Origin of the sequence: Ruminococcoides intestinale (genome assembly GCF_040095935.1) — a bacterium.
GTDB classification, from domain to species: Bacteria; Bacillota; Clostridia; order Oscillospirales; family Acutalibacteraceae; genus Ruminococcoides; species Ruminococcoides intestinale.
This window is the reverse complement of the sequence record NZ_JBBMFQ010000002.1, coordinates 373,477-390,800: the sequence shown is the minus strand read 5'-3', so window position 1 is coordinate 390,800 and position 17,324 is coordinate 373,477. Positions and strand designations below refer to the sequence as shown.

The 17,324-nt window shown below is 43.7% G+C and carries 21 protein-coding genes; 10 read left to right on the top strand and 11 right to left on the bottom strand.

Annotation, left to right across the window (positions count from 1 at the left end):
• Positions 1–75: 75 nt before the first annotated feature.
• From WMO31_RS05595 to WMO31_RS05560, 8 genes are all read right to left on the bottom strand, one after another.
• Complete coding sequence (locus WMO31_RS05595; protein WP_101029739.1) at positions 76–1,218, bottom strand: bifunctional chorismate mutase/prephenate dehydratase; 1,143 nt, start codon at positions 1,216–1,218, stop codon at positions 76–78.
• A gap of 7 nt (positions 1,219–1,225) precedes the next feature.
• Positions 1,226–2,296 (bottom strand): chorismate synthase, encoded by a 1,071-nt coding sequence (aroC, locus tag WMO31_RS05590; protein WP_367999353.1) that lies wholly within the window; start codon positions 2,294–2,296, stop codon positions 1,226–1,228.
• Positions 2,277–3,575: a 3-phosphoshikimate 1-carboxyvinyltransferase gene (gene aroA, locus WMO31_RS05585; protein ID WP_367999352.1), complete on the bottom strand. Its 1,299-nt coding sequence runs from the start codon at positions 3,573–3,575 to the stop codon at positions 2,277–2,279. Before aroA ends, aroC begins: the two co-directional genes overlap by 20 nt.
• A gap of 36 nt (positions 3,576–3,611) precedes the next feature.
• Positions 3,612–4,661: a 3-dehydroquinate synthase gene (gene aroB, locus WMO31_RS05580; RefSeq protein WP_302115301.1), complete on the bottom strand. Its 1,050-nt coding sequence runs from the start codon at positions 4,659–4,661 to the stop codon at positions 3,612–3,614.
• 18 nt (positions 4,662–4,679) lie between these two features.
• Positions 4,680–5,510 (bottom strand): prephenate dehydrogenase, encoded by an 831-nt coding sequence (locus tag WMO31_RS05575; RefSeq protein ID WP_367999351.1) that lies wholly within the window; start codon positions 5,508–5,510, stop codon positions 4,680–4,682.
• A gap of 88 nt (positions 5,511–5,598) precedes the next feature.
• Positions 5,599–6,615, bottom strand: a complete 1,017-nt coding sequence (gene aroF / locus WMO31_RS05570) for a 3-deoxy-7-phosphoheptulonate synthase (RefSeq protein WP_015523232.1) — start codon at positions 6,613–6,615, stop codon at positions 5,599–5,601.
• A gap of 110 nt (positions 6,616–6,725) precedes the next feature.
• On the bottom strand, positions 6,726–7,262 hold the full coding sequence (locus WMO31_RS05565) for a shikimate kinase (protein ID WP_021883460.1): 537 nt from the start codon (positions 7,260–7,262) through the stop codon (positions 6,726–6,728).
• Between the two features lie 18 nt (positions 7,263–7,280).
• Positions 7,281–8,126 carry a shikimate dehydrogenase family protein gene (locus tag WMO31_RS05560; RefSeq protein WP_303693561.1) on the bottom strand — a complete coding sequence of 282 codons (846 nt, stop codon included), beginning with the start codon at positions 8,124–8,126 and terminating at the stop codon, positions 7,281–7,283.
• Between the two features lie 246 nt (positions 8,127–8,372).
• On the opposite strand from WMO31_RS05560, the gene acpP reads away from it, so the two are divergent.
• The 6 genes from acpP (at position 8,373) to WMO31_RS05530 (ending at position 13,745) form a co-directional block, all read left to right on the top strand.
• Positions 8,373–8,600 carry an acyl carrier protein gene (acpP, locus tag WMO31_RS05555; protein ID WP_015523230.1) on the top strand — a complete coding sequence of 76 codons (228 nt, stop codon included), beginning with the start codon at positions 8,373–8,375 and terminating at the stop codon, positions 8,598–8,600.
• 273 nt (positions 8,601–8,873) lie between these two features.
• A complete protein-coding gene (gene proS / locus WMO31_RS05550) occupies positions 8,874–10,313 on the top strand; it encodes a proline--tRNA ligase (RefSeq protein WP_015523229.1) in 1,440 nt (479 codons plus the stop codon).
• 40 nt (positions 10,314–10,353) lie between these two features.
• The gene (locus tag WMO31_RS05545) at positions 10,354–10,533 is read left to right on the top strand and encodes an antitoxin VbhA family protein (RefSeq protein WP_117949373.1); all 180 of its coding nucleotides are present in this window, start codon (positions 10,354–10,356) and stop codon (positions 10,531–10,533) included.
• An 84-nt stretch (positions 10,534–10,617) separates the two neighbouring features.
• Positions 10,618–11,550, top strand: coding sequence for a homoserine O-acetyltransferase MetA (metA, locus tag WMO31_RS05540; RefSeq protein WP_117949375.1), 933 nt, complete (start codon positions 10,618–10,620; stop codon positions 11,548–11,550).
• 121 nt (positions 11,551–11,671) lie between these two features.
• On the top strand, positions 11,672–12,487 hold the full coding sequence (gene proB / locus WMO31_RS05535) for a glutamate 5-kinase (RefSeq protein ID WP_015523227.1): 816 nt from the start codon (positions 11,672–11,674) through the stop codon (positions 12,485–12,487).
• 13 nt (positions 12,488–12,500) lie between these two features.
• Positions 12,501–13,745, top strand: a complete 1,245-nt coding sequence (locus tag WMO31_RS05530; RefSeq protein ID WP_117949377.1) for a glutamate-5-semialdehyde dehydrogenase — start codon at positions 12,501–12,503, stop codon at positions 13,743–13,745.
• Here the strand turns inward: WMO31_RS05530 and WMO31_RS05525 are convergent, their stop codons facing one another.
• Genes WMO31_RS05525 through WMO31_RS05515 form a run of 3 tightly spaced genes read right to left on the bottom strand, consistent with a single transcriptional unit; the run spans position 13,746 to position 14,636 of the window.
• The gene (locus WMO31_RS05525) at positions 13,746–14,030 is read right to left on the bottom strand and encodes a hypothetical protein (RefSeq protein ID WP_021883466.1); all 285 of its coding nucleotides are present in this window, start codon (positions 14,028–14,030) and stop codon (positions 13,746–13,748) included.
• A gap of 14 nt (positions 14,031–14,044) precedes the next feature.
• Complete coding sequence (locus WMO31_RS05520) at positions 14,045–14,398, bottom strand: hypothetical protein (RefSeq protein WP_021883467.1); 354 nt, start codon at positions 14,396–14,398, stop codon at positions 14,045–14,047.
• Between the two features lies 1 nt (position 14,399).
• Complete coding sequence (locus tag WMO31_RS05515) at positions 14,400–14,636, bottom strand: hypothetical protein (RefSeq protein ID WP_015523224.1); 237 nt, start codon at positions 14,634–14,636, stop codon at positions 14,400–14,402.
• A 57-nt stretch (positions 14,637–14,693) separates the two neighbouring features.
• Between WMO31_RS05515 and WMO31_RS05510 the strand changes: the two genes are divergently transcribed.
• The 4 genes from WMO31_RS05510 (at position 14,694) to fdxA (ending at position 17,258) form a co-directional block, all read left to right on the top strand.
• The gene (locus WMO31_RS05510; RefSeq protein ID WP_117519783.1) at positions 14,694–15,164 is read left to right on the top strand and encodes a metallophosphoesterase; all 471 of its coding nucleotides are present in this window, start codon (positions 14,694–14,696) and stop codon (positions 15,162–15,164) included.
• Positions 15,165–15,225: 61 nt separating this feature from the next.
• Entirely contained in the window at positions 15,226–16,089 is an 864-nt protein-coding gene (locus WMO31_RS05505) for a DNA polymerase III subunit delta' (protein WP_303806640.1), read from the top strand.
• Complete coding sequence (locus WMO31_RS05500; protein WP_303806641.1) at positions 16,077–16,943, top strand: PSP1 domain-containing protein; 867 nt, start codon at positions 16,077–16,079, stop codon at positions 16,941–16,943. The genes WMO31_RS05505 and WMO31_RS05500 overlap by 13 nt, the downstream gene beginning before the upstream one ends.
• Positions 16,944–17,087: 144 nt before the next feature.
• Positions 17,088–17,258 (top strand): 4Fe-4S ferredoxin, encoded by a 171-nt coding sequence (fdxA, locus tag WMO31_RS05495; protein WP_367999350.1) that lies wholly within the window; start codon positions 17,088–17,090, stop codon positions 17,256–17,258.
• Positions 17,259–17,324: the final 66 nt, after the last annotated feature.

Below are 17,324 nucleotides of genomic sequence, written 5' to 3'. Positions count from 1 at the left end.
AAATGTTTTTTAACATTACAAACTATCTACACGAATTGGGTGCAGCGACACGCTGCCGGTGGCTCGCCGTGCGGTTTATTTAATTGGGAACTCGGGTTCTGCGTAGTTGCCCAAAAAGCTGAATTCGGGCATTTCTTCGCTAAGCTGACTTACAAGTTCAATAACATTTTCACTTCTGACATTGCCCGAAAAGTCGAGGTAGAACAGATATTCAAACTGTCTGCCCTGACGGGGACGGGATTCGATTTTTGTGAGGTTAAGACCGAGCGAATTGAATCTGCACAAAAGACTGTACAGCGATCCCGTAACATGAGGAAGCGAGAAACAAAGGCTGATTCTGTTCGCATCTTTGGGAATGTACAGCTTTTTGGAGATGACAATAAACCTTGTTGTGTTCTCGTCATTGTCCTGAAGATGATTGTCAAGAACCTTCAAGCCGTATTCCTCACACGCTTTGTATGAACAGATTGCCGCAACATTGAGGCGCTTTTCCTTTGCAACATCACGGGCGGCAATTGCCGTGTTGGAGAATGGAACAGAATCAAAGCCGTGGTCGGCAATATACTGCGCACATTGTGAAAGTGACTGCGGATGCGACCACACGATTTCAATGTCCTCAAAAGCAGATTGTTTAAGACCTGCAAGGCAGTAGTCAATCGGCAAATCAAGTGCCTTTACAATGTAAAAACGGTGCTTGAGAATAAGGTCATAAACTGCCGAAACAGAGCCTGCACTTGAGTTTTCAACAGGAAGAACACCGAATGCAACCTCGCCGTTGTCAACGGCAGAAAATACATCTGCAAAGCTTTTGTAGTTGACAGCCTCGCCGTTCGGGAAAAGTCTTAAAGTTGCCTCATGACCGTTAGCACCCTTGATTCCCTGATACGCAACCTTGATTCCGCTTGACGGAATATCCGTGCTTGCATTGTTGATAACGCTTTTAAGCTCTTTGCCGCTGCCGACAATGTTGTGCTGAAGCGCCCTTGAAAGCTCCATAATGTTTGAGTAGAGAAGTCTTGCAGATGCGCCGTATTCGCCTCCCTTTTCTTCAACGGCATCAAGAATTTCATTCTCTCTGCCCTCGTTAAGAACGGGAATGTTGTTTGCCTGCTTGTAGATGCCTACATCCCTTGCACAATCCATTCTCTGCTTAAAAAGCTCAATAAGCTGATTGTCTATTTTGTCAATATCTTTTCTGATTTCTTTTAAATCTCTCATAAAGACCTCACATAAGGTTAATAATTGCAACAGCCGTAACAGCCTCAATAACGGGGACTGCTCTCGGCACAATACACGGATCGTGTCTGCCGTGAATAACAAGCTCTGCATTTTCTTTTGTCTGAAGATTTACAGTCCTTTGCGGTTGTGAAATTGACGGTGTAGGCTTTACGGCGGCACGGAAAATAATCGGCATTCCGTTTGTAATTCCGCCCAAAATACCACCGCAGTTGTTTGTTGTTGTAACGACCTTGCCGTCTTTGTATTCAAACGGATCGTTCGACTGCGAGCCTCTCATTGTTGAAAGCTCAAAGCCTTTGCCGAACTCAATGCCCTTAATTGCGGGAACACCAAAAACAGCCTTGGCAATAACGCCCTCAACACCTTCAAACATCGGCTCGCCGTAGCCTGCGTCAATGCCTGTTACGCAACATTCAATTGTTCCGCCAATGCTGTCCTGTGCCATTCTGGCATCTTCAACGGCATCCCTCATAGGTTTTTCGGCAGTTTCGTCAATGAGTGCAAACGATGAGCTGTTCAGCTTTTCAATGAGTGCGTCATCAATTTCCGTCGGACAGAAGGAGCTGTCGGAAACATTGCCGACACTGCTGATATGGGCGGCAATTTTAACGCCCTTTGATTCAAGAATCTGACGGCAGACAGCACCTGCAAAAACAATCGGCGCTGTAAGTCTGCCCGAAAAATGACCGCCGCCGCGAATATCGTTTGACGCATTATATTTTACAAAGGCTGTGTAGTCGCTGTGACCGGGACGGGGGCAGTCGAGAAGATTGCCGTAGTCACCGCTTTTTGTGTTGGTATTTTCAATTACGGCACAAAGCGGAGCGCCTGTCAGCTTGTTGCCGAGCATACCCGAAAGAACCTTCGGGAGATCTTTTTCTTTTCGGGGAGTTGCCGTTTTATCCTTGCCGGGTGCACGGCGGGCCATTTGAGTGAGAACCCTGTCAAAGTCAACCTCAAATCCTGCCGGAAGTCCGTCAATTACAACTCCGATTCCGTTGCCGTGGCTTTCGCCGAAAACGGAAATTTTTATCTTATCACCGTAGGTCGAGGACATTCGCCTTACCTCCAATATTATTATAATCTATGTAAAAATCAGGGTAACTTTTGTTGATTGAAAGCGCATAGCTTGACTCAATTTCACCGTTGAGTCTTACTGCGCAGACACCTGCCGACATTACAATTCTGTGGTCATTAAAGCCCTCACAGAATCCGCCCTTGAGGGTGTCAATTCCCTCTATGACAAGTCCGTCAGGCAACTCGGTCACCTTACCGCCGAGATCGTTTATCAACTTAGCGGTTGCCGTAAGACGGTCACATTCCTTTATGCGAAGTCTTTCGGCATTGTAAATCCTGGTTGTTCCCTTTGCAAATGCGGCACAAACCGTCAGCACGGGTACAAGGTCGGGAATCTGCGAAGCATCAATGTCAATTGCATTAAGCTCTCCCTTTTCAACGGTTACGGAAGTATCCGTCTGCGTTACCTTTGCACCAAACCGTGCAAGCAACTCGGCAATCTTCCTGTCACCCTGTGCAGAATTTCTGTTGACGCCGTTCACAGTCACCTTTCCGCCGAGTGCGCCTGCAACCATAAAGAAAGCCGCCTGCGACCAGTCGCCGTCTGTTGTGTAATCATGCGGAATGTATGACTGACTGCCCTTGATGTGCCAGCCGTTGTCGGTTGTTTCAATTTCAACACCAAATTGTGCCATAGTGTGAATTGTCATATTTATGTAGCCGACGCTCTCAATCGGAGATGTCAGCACAATGTCGCTGTCGCCCTCAACAAGCGGAAGAGCAAGCAGAAGTCCCGTAATGAACTGCGAACTTACATTACCGGGAATTTCAAAAGTTCCGCTTTCAAGCCGACCGCTGATTTTGAGCGGCAGACCGCCCTCGGTTTCACACTTTACTCCTGCTTTTGGCAGAGCCTCCGTGAAAATTCCGATAGGTCTTTCGGGAAGCTTTCCGTGACCGACAAAGGTGGCATTAATACCGCCGGCTGCGGCTACGGGTATGAAAAATCGCAAAGCACTGCCGCTTTCGCCGCAGTCAAGCGTTACATTATCTGTTTTAAAAATATTTGTACCGTCAACAGTCAGCACTCCATCCTTTATTGAGGCGGTGCATCCCATATCCTCAATCACGCCGATTGTCGCCTTAATGTCATTTGACAGAGCAACGGGTGCAATTGTACATTTGCCCCTTGTGAGGGCGGCGCAGATTATTGCACGGTGAACATCGCTCTTTGACGGGGGAATGTTCACTTCACCGTTTGGTACAAACGGAAGATACCGTACATACGGCTTACTGCTTTTGTCGGTTGACAAAGCCATACTTCCACAGCCTTTCATTAAAATATGTTTACCGTGTTACGGTGTGATGAAGTCGAGCAAATCGGAGATTGCAACCTTCTTGGTAAAGCTTGTGCCGATTTTTTCAAGCAAAACAACATTGATTGACGAGCCCGAAGTTTTCTTGTCTGTCTGAGCCGCCTCGGCAATTTTTTCAAGGCTTGCGTCATCGGTAGTCGGCAAGCCGTAGGTTGCACAAACTTCTTCAATCTTGTATGCAGTTCCTGCCTCGGTAAGTCCGTGCTTTTCGCTTGCCTTTGTCATCATTACCATACCGACGGCAACTGCCATACCGTGTGTGATGCCTGTATAGTTGTAGATTTTTTCGATTGCGTGACCGAGTGTGTGACCGAAGTTTAAAAGCATTCTTTCCCCTGCTTCCTTTTCGTCACGGTTTACTACATCACGCTTAATTTTTACACAGGTTTCAATTACATCGTCAATGTGTTCAAGAGCGTCGCCGCTTGCAAGCATTTCAAAAAATTCGCTGTCCTTGATACAGCCGTACTTGATAACCTCAGCCATACCGTCTGTGATGAACTGGTCGGGAAGAGTTGAAAGAGTGTCGGGATCAATCAAAACAGCCTTTGGCTGATAGAATGCACCGACAAGGTTCTTGCCCTGTGCAATGTCAACGCCTGTTTTTCCTCCTACGGATGAGTCAACCTGTGCAAGCAGAGATGTCGGAATCTGAACAAAGTCGATTCCTCTCAGATATGTTGCGGCGGCAAAGCCTGCCATATCGCCCGTAACACCACCGCCGAGTGCGACGATAAGGTCTTTTCTTGTCATCTTAAAATCTGCAAGTGTGTCATAGATATCTGCGATTGTGTTAAGATTCTTTGACTGCTCGCCAGCCTGAAAAACATGGGCGGTAGTCTGATAACCCTGCTGTGAAAGAGAGTTGAGAACTCTCCATTTGTACAGCGGAGCAACATTTGTATCTGTTACAATAGTGATTTTTTCTGCATTTGAAAGCTTTTTGATAATCTCGCCGCAATTATCAAGGATACCTCTTTCAATCATAATGTCATAGGGACTTCCCGTGGAAACATGAATAGTTTTCATAAAAGTTCTCCTTCCTCTTTATTCTCCGAGTGCCTGTTTGACCTCTCTGCCCTTTTCAAGAAGTGCCTTGAGAGTGTCGGCATCTTCGGCACTTATTGCATCTTTAATTTTTGTAATATTATCTATAAGTATATCAAGCTCGGAAATGAGCGGATCCTTGTTTTCAAGGAAAAGCTCGCTCCAAAGCGTTGAATTTATGTTTGCAACTCTCGAAACATCTCGGTAACTTCCTGCCGAAAAGCCTTTGTGGTTCGGACAGCACGGACTTAAAACATATGAACACGCAAGCACATGCGGAAGCTGTGATGTGAAAGCAATCATTCTGTCGTGTTCTTCGGGAGTTGTGATTTTTACTGTGCCAAAACCGATTGATTTTGCAAAGTCAGACAACATATTTACAACGCTGTTATCAGCCTTGCACGGAACGATAATGTAGCTTGCATTTTTGTAAAGGTCGGCGTCCGAAACATCAAAACCGTTTGTTTCCTTGCCTGCCATCGGATGACTGCCGGCAAAAACAAAGCCGAATTTTTCGGAAAGCTTTGTCATCTGCGGACAAATTGCCCTCTTGATGCCTGAAACATCGGTTACAACCGCACCTTTTTTTATGTGTTCTCCGTACCTTGCAACATAGTCAACAACCGCCTGCGGATACATTGAAAGGATAATTAGGTCTGCGTTTTCAAGGCTTTCATGTGTGCCGATTTCATCAATCGCACCTTCTTTTAAAGCCTTTTCGGCAGTAGATTTTGTTCTGTTGATACCGATTACACGGTGGTCGGTGTACTTTTTTATCGCCTTGCAAAAACTGCCGCCGATAATTCCGAGTCCTACAACTGCAATATTCACTGCATTAGCCTCCGTTTGTGTATTCTTTAATAAAGTTAATTAAAGTCCAAATCGGTACGGCTGAAAAACCGTACCGAAAGTAAAAATCTTAATTTAATTTGTCAACAGCCTTTTTTAAGCCGAAAACCTTCTTTGCAACTCCGTCAAACTGCTTTGGAGTAAGTGACTGCGCACCGTCCGAAAGTGCGTGCGGCGGATCGTTGTGAACCTCTATGATAAGACCGTCTGCACCTGCGGCAACTGCTGCCATTGCAAGCGGTTCAACAAGCCATGACTTGCCCGACGCATGGCTCGGATCAACAATAACAGGAAGGTGGGAAAGCTTTTTGATAATCGGGATAGCCGAAATATCAAGAGTGTTTCTTGTAAAGGTTTCGTATGTGCGGATACCTCTTTCGCAGAGCATAACCTTATCGTTACCGCCTGCCATAATATATTCGGCACTCATGAGCCATTCTTCGATTGTTGCGGAAAGACCTCTCTTGAGAAGGATAGGCTTGTCAATTTTGCCGAGCTCCTTGAGAAGCTCAAAGTTCTGCATATTTCTTGCACCAACCTGAATAATATCCACATTCTCGAACATATCAATGTGTGATGCTCTCATAATTTCTGTTACAATCGGCAGACCTGTTTCTCTTCTTGCTGTTTTAAGAAGGTCAAGTCCTTCTGCCTTGAGTCCCTGGAAAGCGTATGGTGAAGTACGGGGCTTGAATGCGCCGCCTCTGAGAAGTGTTGCGCCCGATGCCTTAACATCCTTTGCAATTTGAACAATCTGCTCCTCGCTTTCAACAGAGCAGGGACCTGCCATAATGTGCAGACTGCCGTCACCGATTGTTACATTGTCATTGATTTTGATGACTGTATTGTCGGGGTGGAACTTTCTGTTAGCCTTTTTGTACGGCTCCTGAACTCTCTTTACATTTTCAACAATGTCCTGAGCATCAATATACTCAATGTCAATCTTTGTTGTATCGCCGATAAGACCGAGTACGGTTGAATGAACACCGTCCCACTTATTAACCTTTACATCATAGCTCTCTTTGAGCATATTTGTGAATTTTGTAATCTGCTCCTCTGTTGCAGACGGTTTTAATACTATAATCATTGCTTTAATTTCCTTTCAATTCACTTTTGACGAAACGAATCGAAGTTCGTCACATTTCTTTAGTCATTTTAGCACTTTAAAGCGTGATAGTCAATAGAATAAATGCAGAATCAAGCGTTTTTATGCGGTTTTTCAGCCACATCTGTTCCGCTTACTGCGTCGATTATCGCAAAAGCGGTTTTTAACGGCGTATTTTTGCCCTTTACCACAATGTCGGCAGCGGCATGATAAATCGGATATCTGCTATCATAAAGGTCTTTCATAACCCTGTCCCTGTCCGGACGCTGAAGCAGGGGTCTTGTTGTGTCGTTTTTAAGACGGCTTTTGATGATTCCCAGCGGAACATCAAGAAAAACAATTTTGTCCTTGCCCTTGAAGGCCTCAACGTTTCTCTTGAATGTAAACGCACCGCCGCCCGATGCAATTACAAGACCTTCAAGCCCTGCAAGCTCAACACAGGCATCATGTTCCATATCACGAAACTTTTCTTCGCCGTATTTTTCAAATATTTCGGAAACGGTCATTCCTGCTTTTTCTTCAATGTATGAGTCCATATCAAGAAATTTTCTTCCCGATTTTCTTGCAATATTTTTGCCTACGGTTGATTTTCCGCAACCCATAAATCCGCATAAAACTATGTTGTTCACTTTAAATTTCTCCGTTCATCAGAAATTCTTTTCAAGCTCTTTTGCAGAGTCGATACAAAGCTGAGCAATGTCGCCCTTGTCATAAACAGAGCCGTCCCAATGTTCGTGAGAAACAACTGCCTGCCATACGAGCATTGCCATTCCGCTTTCGGCTGTTGCACCGTTTGCCCTTGCCTTTTTAACAAGCATTGTTTCAAGCGGATTGTAAACAGCATCAAATACATTTGTACAACGGTTTATTACACTGTCGCTTACAGGCTGATTTTCAATCTTAGGGAACATCCCGATAGGAGTTGCGTTGATAAGCACATCAATGTCACCCGAAAGTTCGTCAATAAGGCAGAAGCTTACATCGCAACCTGCAACTGTTTTTCTGATTTCATCGCATAAAGCCTCGGCAATTTTCAAATCCTCTTTTCTTACGGCAAAGAGAAGGGGCTGTTTTTTGAGAACAACCTCATATGCCATTGTTCTTGCAACGCCGCCGCAGCCGATGATTACGATTCTGCCGTTAAGCATAATTCCTGCCGCATCAAGAGCCTTTAAAAATCCGTCCGGATCTGTTGTGTAACCTTTTGAAATGCCGTTTTTGTTTGAAACCGTGTTCACACTTCCGTACATCTCGGCCTTTGCGTCAATTTCATCAAGAAACGGAATGACTGCCTGCTTATGCGGAATTGTAATGTTAAATCCGTCAAGCCTTGAAAGGGTATTTTTAAATTCATATTCAAGATTTTCGGGAGCAATGTCAAGCTTTGTATATTCGGCTTTGACGCCCTGAAGTTCAAAAAGTCTTGTGTGTATAAACGGTGACATTGTGTGACCGATTGGGTGACCGATTACGGCAAATTTCTTGGTTTCCATAATAAAAAAATACCTCCGAGGTTCATATTTTTAGCTATGCAGAAATAAACTTAAAAGAAATTATTTATGCAAAAATCAGAAATTTTTCAAAAAAATTTCAAATATATATTGACAAAGGGGTAAATAATCAATAATATAAGGGAAGTGAAGCAATCCGTTTGCTTTCATACCATTGTAGCATAAACTAAGTGCTTTTGTCTATAATTTACTTTGGACAATCAATATTTTTACCGGGAGGAATTATTAATGGTATTAGAAAAAGTTAAGGCAATTCTTGCTGAACAGTTCGATGTTGAAGAGGATAAGATTACTGCCGACACAGATCTTCAGGAAGATCTCGGCGCAGATTCACTCGATGTTGTTGACCTTCTTATGTCAATCGAAGACGAGTTTGAGGTTGAAGTTCCCGATGAGGAAATCGAAAACATCAAGACAGTTGGTTCACTCGTTTCTTACATCGAGGCTAACTCATAATTTGCTCTTGTTTTTTCGCACTTAATTTTTGAGAGGTCGTTTTTACGGCCTCTTTTTGTTTTGCTCAAAAAGGTTGAAAATTTGCAGATTTAGTGTATATTGAAAAGGCTGAAAATTTAAAAATTCAGGCTGTATCAAAAAGGTTGAAAAATAAAAGAATTAGTGTATAATAGTAATGTTATAGATGTTATGACAGCCGTGTATTCGGCATTTTGAAAATGCAAAAAAATATGTTAAAAAATAAGTAAAATTTTATTTTACGGAGGGAATATAATGGCAAACAACAAAAAAATGGTTGAAGCTATCACAAGCAGAGATGAGGACTTTGCAAAATGGTACACCGACATCGTTAAAAAAGCTGAGCTCGTTGACTATTCGGGCGTAAAGGGTTGTATGGTTATCCGCCCCTACGGCTATGCTATCTGGGAAAATATTCAGGCTGACCTTGACCGTCGTTTCAAAGAAACAGGTCACGAGAATGTTTATATGCCTATGTTTATTCCCGAAAGTCTTTTACAGAAAGAAAAAGACCATGTTGAGGGCTTTGCTCCCGAATGTGCATGGGTTACTGTAGGCGGTCAGGAAAAGCTTCAGGAGCGTCTTTGCGTTCGTCCTACATCGGAAACTCTTTTCTGTGAGCATTATAAAAAGATTATCAACACATACCGTGATCTTCCGAAGCTCTACAACCAGTGGTGCAGCGTTGTAAGATGGGAAAAGACAACCCGTCCTTTCCTTCGTACATCGGAATTCCTCTGGCAGGAAGGTCATACAATGCATGAAACCGAAGAAGAAGCAAGAGAAGAAACTCTCAGAATGTTACATGTTTATTCTGATTTCTACAAAGAAACTCTTGCTATTCCGGCAGTAATCGGCAGAAAGACAGAAAAAGAAAAGTTCGCAGGTGCCGAAGAAACCTACACAATCGAGCCGATGATGCACAACGGTGTTGCTCTTCAGGGCGGTACATCACATTACTTCGGCGACGGCTTTGCAAAGAGCTTTGGCATCACATACACAGGCAAGGACAACAAGCTTCATTATCCGCATCAGACATCATGGGGTGTTTCCACAAGAATGATCGGTGCGCTCATTATGGTTCACTCTGATGATGACGGTCTTGTTCTTCCGCCGAAGATTTCTCCTATTCAGGTTGCACTCATTCCTGTTGCACAGCACAAAGAGGGTGTTCTTGAAAAGGCAGAGGAGCTTAGAAAGGCACTTGCCGAAAAGTTCAGAGTAAAACTCGATTCTTCAGACCACGCTCCCGGATGGAAGTTTGCCGAGTATGAAATGAAGGGCGTGCCTGTAAGAGTTGAAATCGGTCCTAAGGATATCGAAAAGAACCAGTGCGTGGTTGTCCGCCGTGATACCCGTGAAAAGGCATTTGTTTCAATTGACGAGCTTGTACCGTTTGTTGAAAACCTTATGGTTACAATTCACAACGATATGTATGACCGTGCTCTTAAAAACACACAGGAAAAGACATTCACGGCAACAACATTTGATGAGTTCGTTGACACAGCCAAGAACAAGCCCGGCTTTATCAAGGCTATGTGGTGCGGCGATACAGCCTGTGAAGAAAAAATCAAAGAAGTTACAGGCGGTGTAAAAAGCAGATGTATCCCGTTCAACGAGGAGCATCTCTCGGATGTATGCGTATGCTGCGGAAAGCCTGCAAAGCATATGGTGTTCTGGGGCAAGCAGTATTAATTTGTAAATAAAGTCAATAATATTTTCGGAGGTGACGGGAATGCAGTCGGTTGATTTAAAAAAGCGTAGGCGTGCAGTAAAAATTGCAAATGCCGTAAACAGTATTGAGGGTGTTCCTGTTTCCAAAGAGGTAAAACTTATTCAGGCTCGTTTTGCCAAAGGTGAGCTAACGAGTGAACAGATGAAAGCCGAAGTTATTTCTTTTTGTAACTCAATTTAAGTAGTATCATAAGAAAATACAAGCCTGTTCCTCATGAATATTTTGAAGATTGACAGTTTAAGATAAACAAAAGGTGGTGAGAAAATGCCAATCAAGGTACAAAGTAATCTTCCGGCAATCAAGGTGCTGGAATCGGAAAATATTTTTGTAATGCCGAACGAGGTTGCTCTCAGGCAGGATATCCGTCCGCTGAAAATTCTTATTCTGAATCTGATGCCGACAAAAATCGAAACCGAAACCCAGCTTTTAAGGCTGCTCGGCAACAGTCCTCTGCAGGTTGATATCGAGCTTTTGCAGATGGCATCACACACCTCTAAAAACACCTCTCCGCATCACCTGACAACTTTTTACAAGACATTTAATCAGGTGAAGAACGAAAGCTTTGACGGAATGATTATCACGGGTGCGCCTGTTGAACAGCTCGACTTTGAAGAGGTCGATTATTGGGGTGAGCTTTGTGAAATTATGGAGTGGTCAAAGCATAATGTGTGTTCAACAATCCACATCTGCTGGGGCGCTCAGGCAGGTCTTTATTATCACTACGGCATAAAAAAGCACCTTTTGCCCGAAAAATTAAGCGGAATTTACACCCACAAGGTGCTTGTTCCGCATCACAAGCTTATGAGAGGCTTTGACGATACATTCACAATCCCTCATTCAAGGCATACGGGAATTGATGAAGAGGCGTTGAAAAGATGCAGAGGGCTTGAAGTACTTGCTGTTTCCGAGATTGCAGGTTCATGCGTAATTTGCAGTCGAAACGGCAGACAGGTGTTTGTTACAGGTCACGCAGAGTATGACCGTGACACCCTTGCCAAGGAATATTTCAGAGATAAAAACAAGGGACTCAATCCGAATGTTCCCTACAATTATTTTCCGAATGACGATGCGTCAAAAACTCCGCCGATGATTTGGAGGAGCAACGCAACCTTGCTCTACACAAACTGGCTCAACTATTTCGTTTATCAGGCGACTCCGTATGACCTCCGTGAGCTTATCAACAGATATCCTCACTAAATTAAATACAAAACCAACCCCGAAGTGCCAAAACTTCGGGGTTTTGTTATGTAAAGTGTTGTATTTATCGTGTACATTATGTTATAATTATTTTAATTGTACATAATGAAAAAGTGCAAAAATGAAAATCTGCAATGAAACAGGTGTTTTTATGGAGAAAAAGCGTACCGTAATCAAGGTTGGTACTTCAACGCTGACTTATGAAAACGGAAAAATAAATTACAGAAGAGTTGAACAGCTTTGCAAGGTGCTTTCCGATTTGCAGAACCGCGGAGAACAGGTTATCTTCGTTTCTTCGGGTGCTATTGCAGTAGGAATGGGCAAGGCAGGTCTTGACAAGCGACCTACCGAAACCAAGAAAAAACAGGCTCTTGCCGCAATCGGTCAGTGTGAGCTTATGTTTATGTATGACAAACTTTTCGGCGAGTACAACCACTCTGTTGCTCAGCTGCTGCTTACCCGCCACGCTGTTGAAACAGAACAGAAAAGGCAGAATGTTATCAACACAATTGACGAGCTTCTCAGAATGAACATTATCCCCGTAATCAACGAAAACGATACCGTTACGATTGATGAGCTTGAAGGCAACAATTTCGGTGATAACGATATGCTTTCCGCAATTGTCGCAGGACTTGTTGCCGCAGACAGACTCATTATTCTTACGGATATTGACGGTCTGTACGATTCAAACCCACGAACAAATCCAAATGCCAAAAAGCTTGATATTATCGAAAAAATCAATGCGGAAATTTTTGAAATGGCGGCAGGCACAGGCTCAAACCGTGGTACAGGCGGTATGATTACAAAGCTTCAGGCGGCTGATTATGCCACAAAACGAGGTGTTGAGGTCAGCGTTATCAACGGCTCAAATCCCGAAAATCTTTATGAAGTAATTGACGGAAACAAAATCGGAACAAAATTTTTACCTGTTAAATAATCGGAGGAAAATTATGACTACACTTGAACAAATGGGAGCAAAGGCAAAAGATGCGTCAAGATTTCTTATGACAGCCGGTTCAAAAAAGGACATTGCCCTCGGTGCAATTGCAGCCGCACTCTGCGAAAACTGCGAAGAAATTCTTGCAGCTAACAAAATTGACCTTGAGAACGGCGAAAAAAGCGGTCTTACGGCGTCACTTCTCGATAGACTCAGATTGTCGGAGGAGAGAATCAACGGTATGGCTGACGGGGTAAGACAGGTTGCGGCTTTACCCGATCCCGTGGGCAGAGTTCTTGACGGCAGAACCCTCAAAAACGGCTTGCAGATTGAAAAGGTAACAGTTCCGATGGGTGTTATCGGAATCATCTTTGAGGCAAGACCTAATGTAACTTCCGATGCGGCGGCTCTTTGCCTTAAAGCAGGCAGTGCCGTAATTCTTCGTGGCGGTAAAGAGGCTTTTCATTCAAATATGGCAATCGCAAAGGTTATGCGTGATGCACTTGAAAAGGCAGGATTTCCCCGTGACTGCGTAGCACTTGTTGAGGACACAACAAGACAGAGCGCAACAGAGCTTATGCAGCTTTCCGATTATCTCGATGTGCTCATTCCCCGTGGCGGTGCAGGACTTATCAAAAGCGTTGTTGAAAATGCAAAGGTTCCCGTTATCGAAACAGGCGTGGGTAACTGCCATATCTATGTTGACAAGAGTGCAGATATTGAAATGGCGAAGAATATTGTTTTCAACGGCAAAACCTCTCGCCCATCTGTATGCAATGCGCTTGAAACATTGCTTGTACACAAGGATATCGCAGAAAAAGCTCTGCCTGTAATCAAAGCAGAGCTTGATAAAAAGAATGTTGAAATCAGAGGCTGTGACAGAACAAAACAGATTCTCGGCGACTGCGTTGTTTCTGCAACGGAAGAAGATTATAGAGTCGAATTTCTCGATTATATCATTGCCGTAAAGGTTGTTGACAGCCTTGATGATGCAATTGCTCACATTCAGAAGTACAGTACAGGTCACAGTGAATGCATTGTGACAAGCGACTACAACAGTGCAAACGAGTTCACGGCACGAATTGATTCTGCGGCGGTTTATGTAAACGCATCAACTCGCTTTACCGACGGCGGAGAATTCGGACTCGGTGCAGAAATCGGAATTTCAACCCAGAAGCTCCACGCAAGAGGACCTATGGGACTTAACGAGCTTACAAGCTCAAAATATATCATCAGAGGAAACGGACAAATCCGATAATCACATCAGAAGATACATCAGCGCAAGCAGAACTGACGGATCGGTGTTTTCCTCCATAAGCAGTATCACAAGCAAAAGAATTAGGCTCTGTTCCTTGTTTTTGAACATCAGATTCAAAAGACCGTCATCCTTTTTCGGAACGGGCGGTTCGGGAATTTCGGACTTTGGTTCTTCCTGCTTTTCGGGTTGTTTCGGAACTTCCCTTCTTGGTGCTTCACGATTGAATTGCGGCTTTCGGTGCATCTGCTGTGCTCGGTTAAAAGCCTCCTCTTCAAAACTCGGCAAAAAATCACCTCCTGTCAGAACAATCCGTTTTCACGCAGTAACGGCATAAGACGGAATAATTTCAGCATCTTTTCGGCTTTATCAAGCTTTTCCTGCCGTTCATGTGAAAGAAACGGTCTGAGCGAATCAAGCAGTCGGGTGGTGTCATCGCTGTTGTTCAGTGAGCTTAAAAGCGGTGCAAATTTGGCAATTGTGCCGATTGTGTCGTCACCGCCCAGCACTGACATAAGGTTATTTTCGGGCGGTTTCGGCTTTGGCGGTTGTTTTTGCTCACCCGTCAGACCAAGCTGTGCCCCAAGACTTTGCACCTGTTTCATTGCCTCGGGGTTCTGCAAAATCTGATTGAGCTTATCCTGTAAATCAGACATATCATTCACCGCCGAGCAGTTTCATCAGCGCCTGAGCCTGAGGACTTTGCAAAAGTTTCTTTGCTTTTTCGGGATCCGACAGAACGCTCTCAATCTGCTTTGACTGATTCGGATTTGTATTTTTCAAAAGATTTTCTATGTTACCGCTTTGTGCGGCACTTTCAAGCTGTTCCTTAGAGATACCGTACTTTTTCGATACCTCACCGAGCAGTTTATTAACTTTTTTATTATCAGACATACCAACACCTCAACATATACTATGCGGAAATTTTATTTTTAGAACGGAGAATTTTCAATGCGTATTTTGGTAGTTTCGGACACTCACGGAGATCTTCGCAGTCTTATCAAAGCCGTTGACGCACAGCGCAAGGCGGAAATAATTGTTCACTGCGGTGACGGTGAAGAACAACAGCGGTTTTTAAAAGATAATTACAAAGACAAAATGATTGTTGCCGTAAGAGGCAACTGCGATTGGAACAGCTTTTTTCCGTCAAAGGAGATTTTTAAAGTCTGCGGTAAAACCATCTTTGTAACACACGGACATCTCTATGACGCAAAATCGGGACTTTACCGCATTACCTCCGCCGCAAGAGAAGCAGGAGCGGATATTCTCCTCTTTGGTCATACACATATGCCTCTCACACTCTATGAGGACGGTCTGTATATTATGAACCCCGGTTCATGCCACGGATACTATGCGTCCTACGGCATTATCGACATCACCGACAAGGGCGAAATTGTTACCAATACCGTAGCCTTAAAATAATTGTGGAAATTGCAAAAATAAAATGATATAATAAATGTGATAAATAAGCGGAGGTGGGATTTTGAATTTTGACGGTTTTGATTTTGACAACAATATAAAACAAACCTTCAACACCCTTGATATTCAGGGCAGAGTTCCCCACGCTGTTGTAATAGAAAGCAGGGACAGCGAAAAGGCGATGAACCTTGCCGTGTTTCTGTCAATGTATGCGGTGTGTACCGAACCAGTAAAGCCTTGCGGTCATTGTGAGCAATGTCACAAGGCAAAGAATAAGGCACACGCCGACATTAAATATGTTGAACTTCCAAATGACAGAAAACAAAATTCAATTGAGCAGATGAGAGAGATAATCGGTGACTCTGTCATAAAGCCGAATGAGGCAGATGCAAAGGTGTATATCTTTCCTTTTGCCGACACAAGGCTTTCGGACATTGTTCAAAACTCGTTTTTGAAACTTCTTGAAGAACCTCCGCAGAATGTATATTTCATTATGCTCTGCGAAAACTCCAAGAAACTGCTCCCGACAATTCTCTCCCGTTCAAGTGTATTCCGTCTGAAAACAAAAGATGTTTTCAGTGAGGATGCGGTTGCAGGCGCAAAGAAAATTGTAAAAGGAATTTTATCGACACGGGAGTACAACCTTATGCAGGCACTCTATGCCCTCAGCGACAAAAACCTTGCAGACGAAATTCTGCTTGTCGTAAAGCTGATTCTGCGTGACGGAATGGCAAAAAGCGTCGGAGCGGATGCGGTTTTTGACGAGGAATATGGCGGGGAGCTTGCAAGACGATTTACTCGGGCAAAGCTGATTTCTATGATTGAGCTTACCGAGAACGCAAAACTGAAAATACCGAAACACATAAATATAAATCTTCTCACAACTTGGCTGTGCGGAGAATACAGGAGGATTTCATGGCAGAGATAATCGGAGTACGATTTAAAGAAGTCGGCAAAGTGTATTACTTTGATCCGCTTGACAATAAACTTAACACAGGCGACAAGGTAATTGTTGAAACGGCAAGAGGTCTTGAGTGCGGAGAGGTTGCAACTCCGAACAAGACCGTTGACGATGCGGAAATTTCGCATCCGCTCAAGCCGTTAATCAGAATTGCAACCGAAAAAGACCTGAATCACCTTGCGGAAAATAAACTCAAAGAAAAGGAAGCATACAGAATCTGTGAACAGAAAATTGCCAACCACAAGCTTGAAATGAAGCTTGTAAATGTTGAATACACATTTGACAACAGCAAAATTCTTTTCTACTTTACGGCTGACGGACGAGTTGACTTCCGTGCTCTTGTAAAAGACCTTGCAAGTGTATTCAGAACAAGAATTGAACTTCGCCAGATAGGCGTGCGTGATGAGGCAAAAATGCTCGGGGGACTCGGCATCTGCGGTAAACCATTCTGCTGTGCAAGCTTTATGGGCGAGTTCCAGCCCGTTTCAATCAAAATGGCAAAGGAGCAGGGCCTGTCACTCTCTCCCGTTAAAATTTCGGGAACCTGCGGCAGACTTATGTGCTGTCTTAAATATGAACAGGAGGCATACACAGACCTTCTTAAACACACCCCAAAGGTAGGAGCAATTGTAAATACTCCCGAAGGCAGAGGTCTTGTTGTTGAAAACAACCTGATTGCAGGAACTTTAAAGGTTAAGTTAAACAACACTCCCGAAGATGCCGCTCCGAAATCATTCACAGTCAAGCAATGCAAGCTTGTTAAGGACGGCTACATCAAGCTTGACAAAAAGGAAATGGAAAAATTCAAGGGACTTGAATAATTTTTTGTAATGCGTACAGCGTTCGTCAAGTTGCAGTAAAAAAGAACTGTTTTCAGTTTAAAATATAAAATTCTTTCCAAAAGGTTGCTTTTTTCAAAATTTATGTTACAATAAAGGTGAAATTCATGAAGGAGGTATTTCCCTATGGCATATACTATCAGTGACGATTGCATCATGTGTGGTGCTTGTTCAGACAACTGCCCTTGCGACGCTATTTCAGAAGGCGACGGCAAGTATGAAATCAATGCAGACGCTTGTGTTGATTGCGGTTCATGTGCTGAAGTTTGCCCCGTCGGCGCTCCACAGGAAGGCTGATTAAGGGTTAATCCACAAAGACAGGCGGCAGGGATTTCCTTGCCGCTTTTTAATTACTGTTTTCAG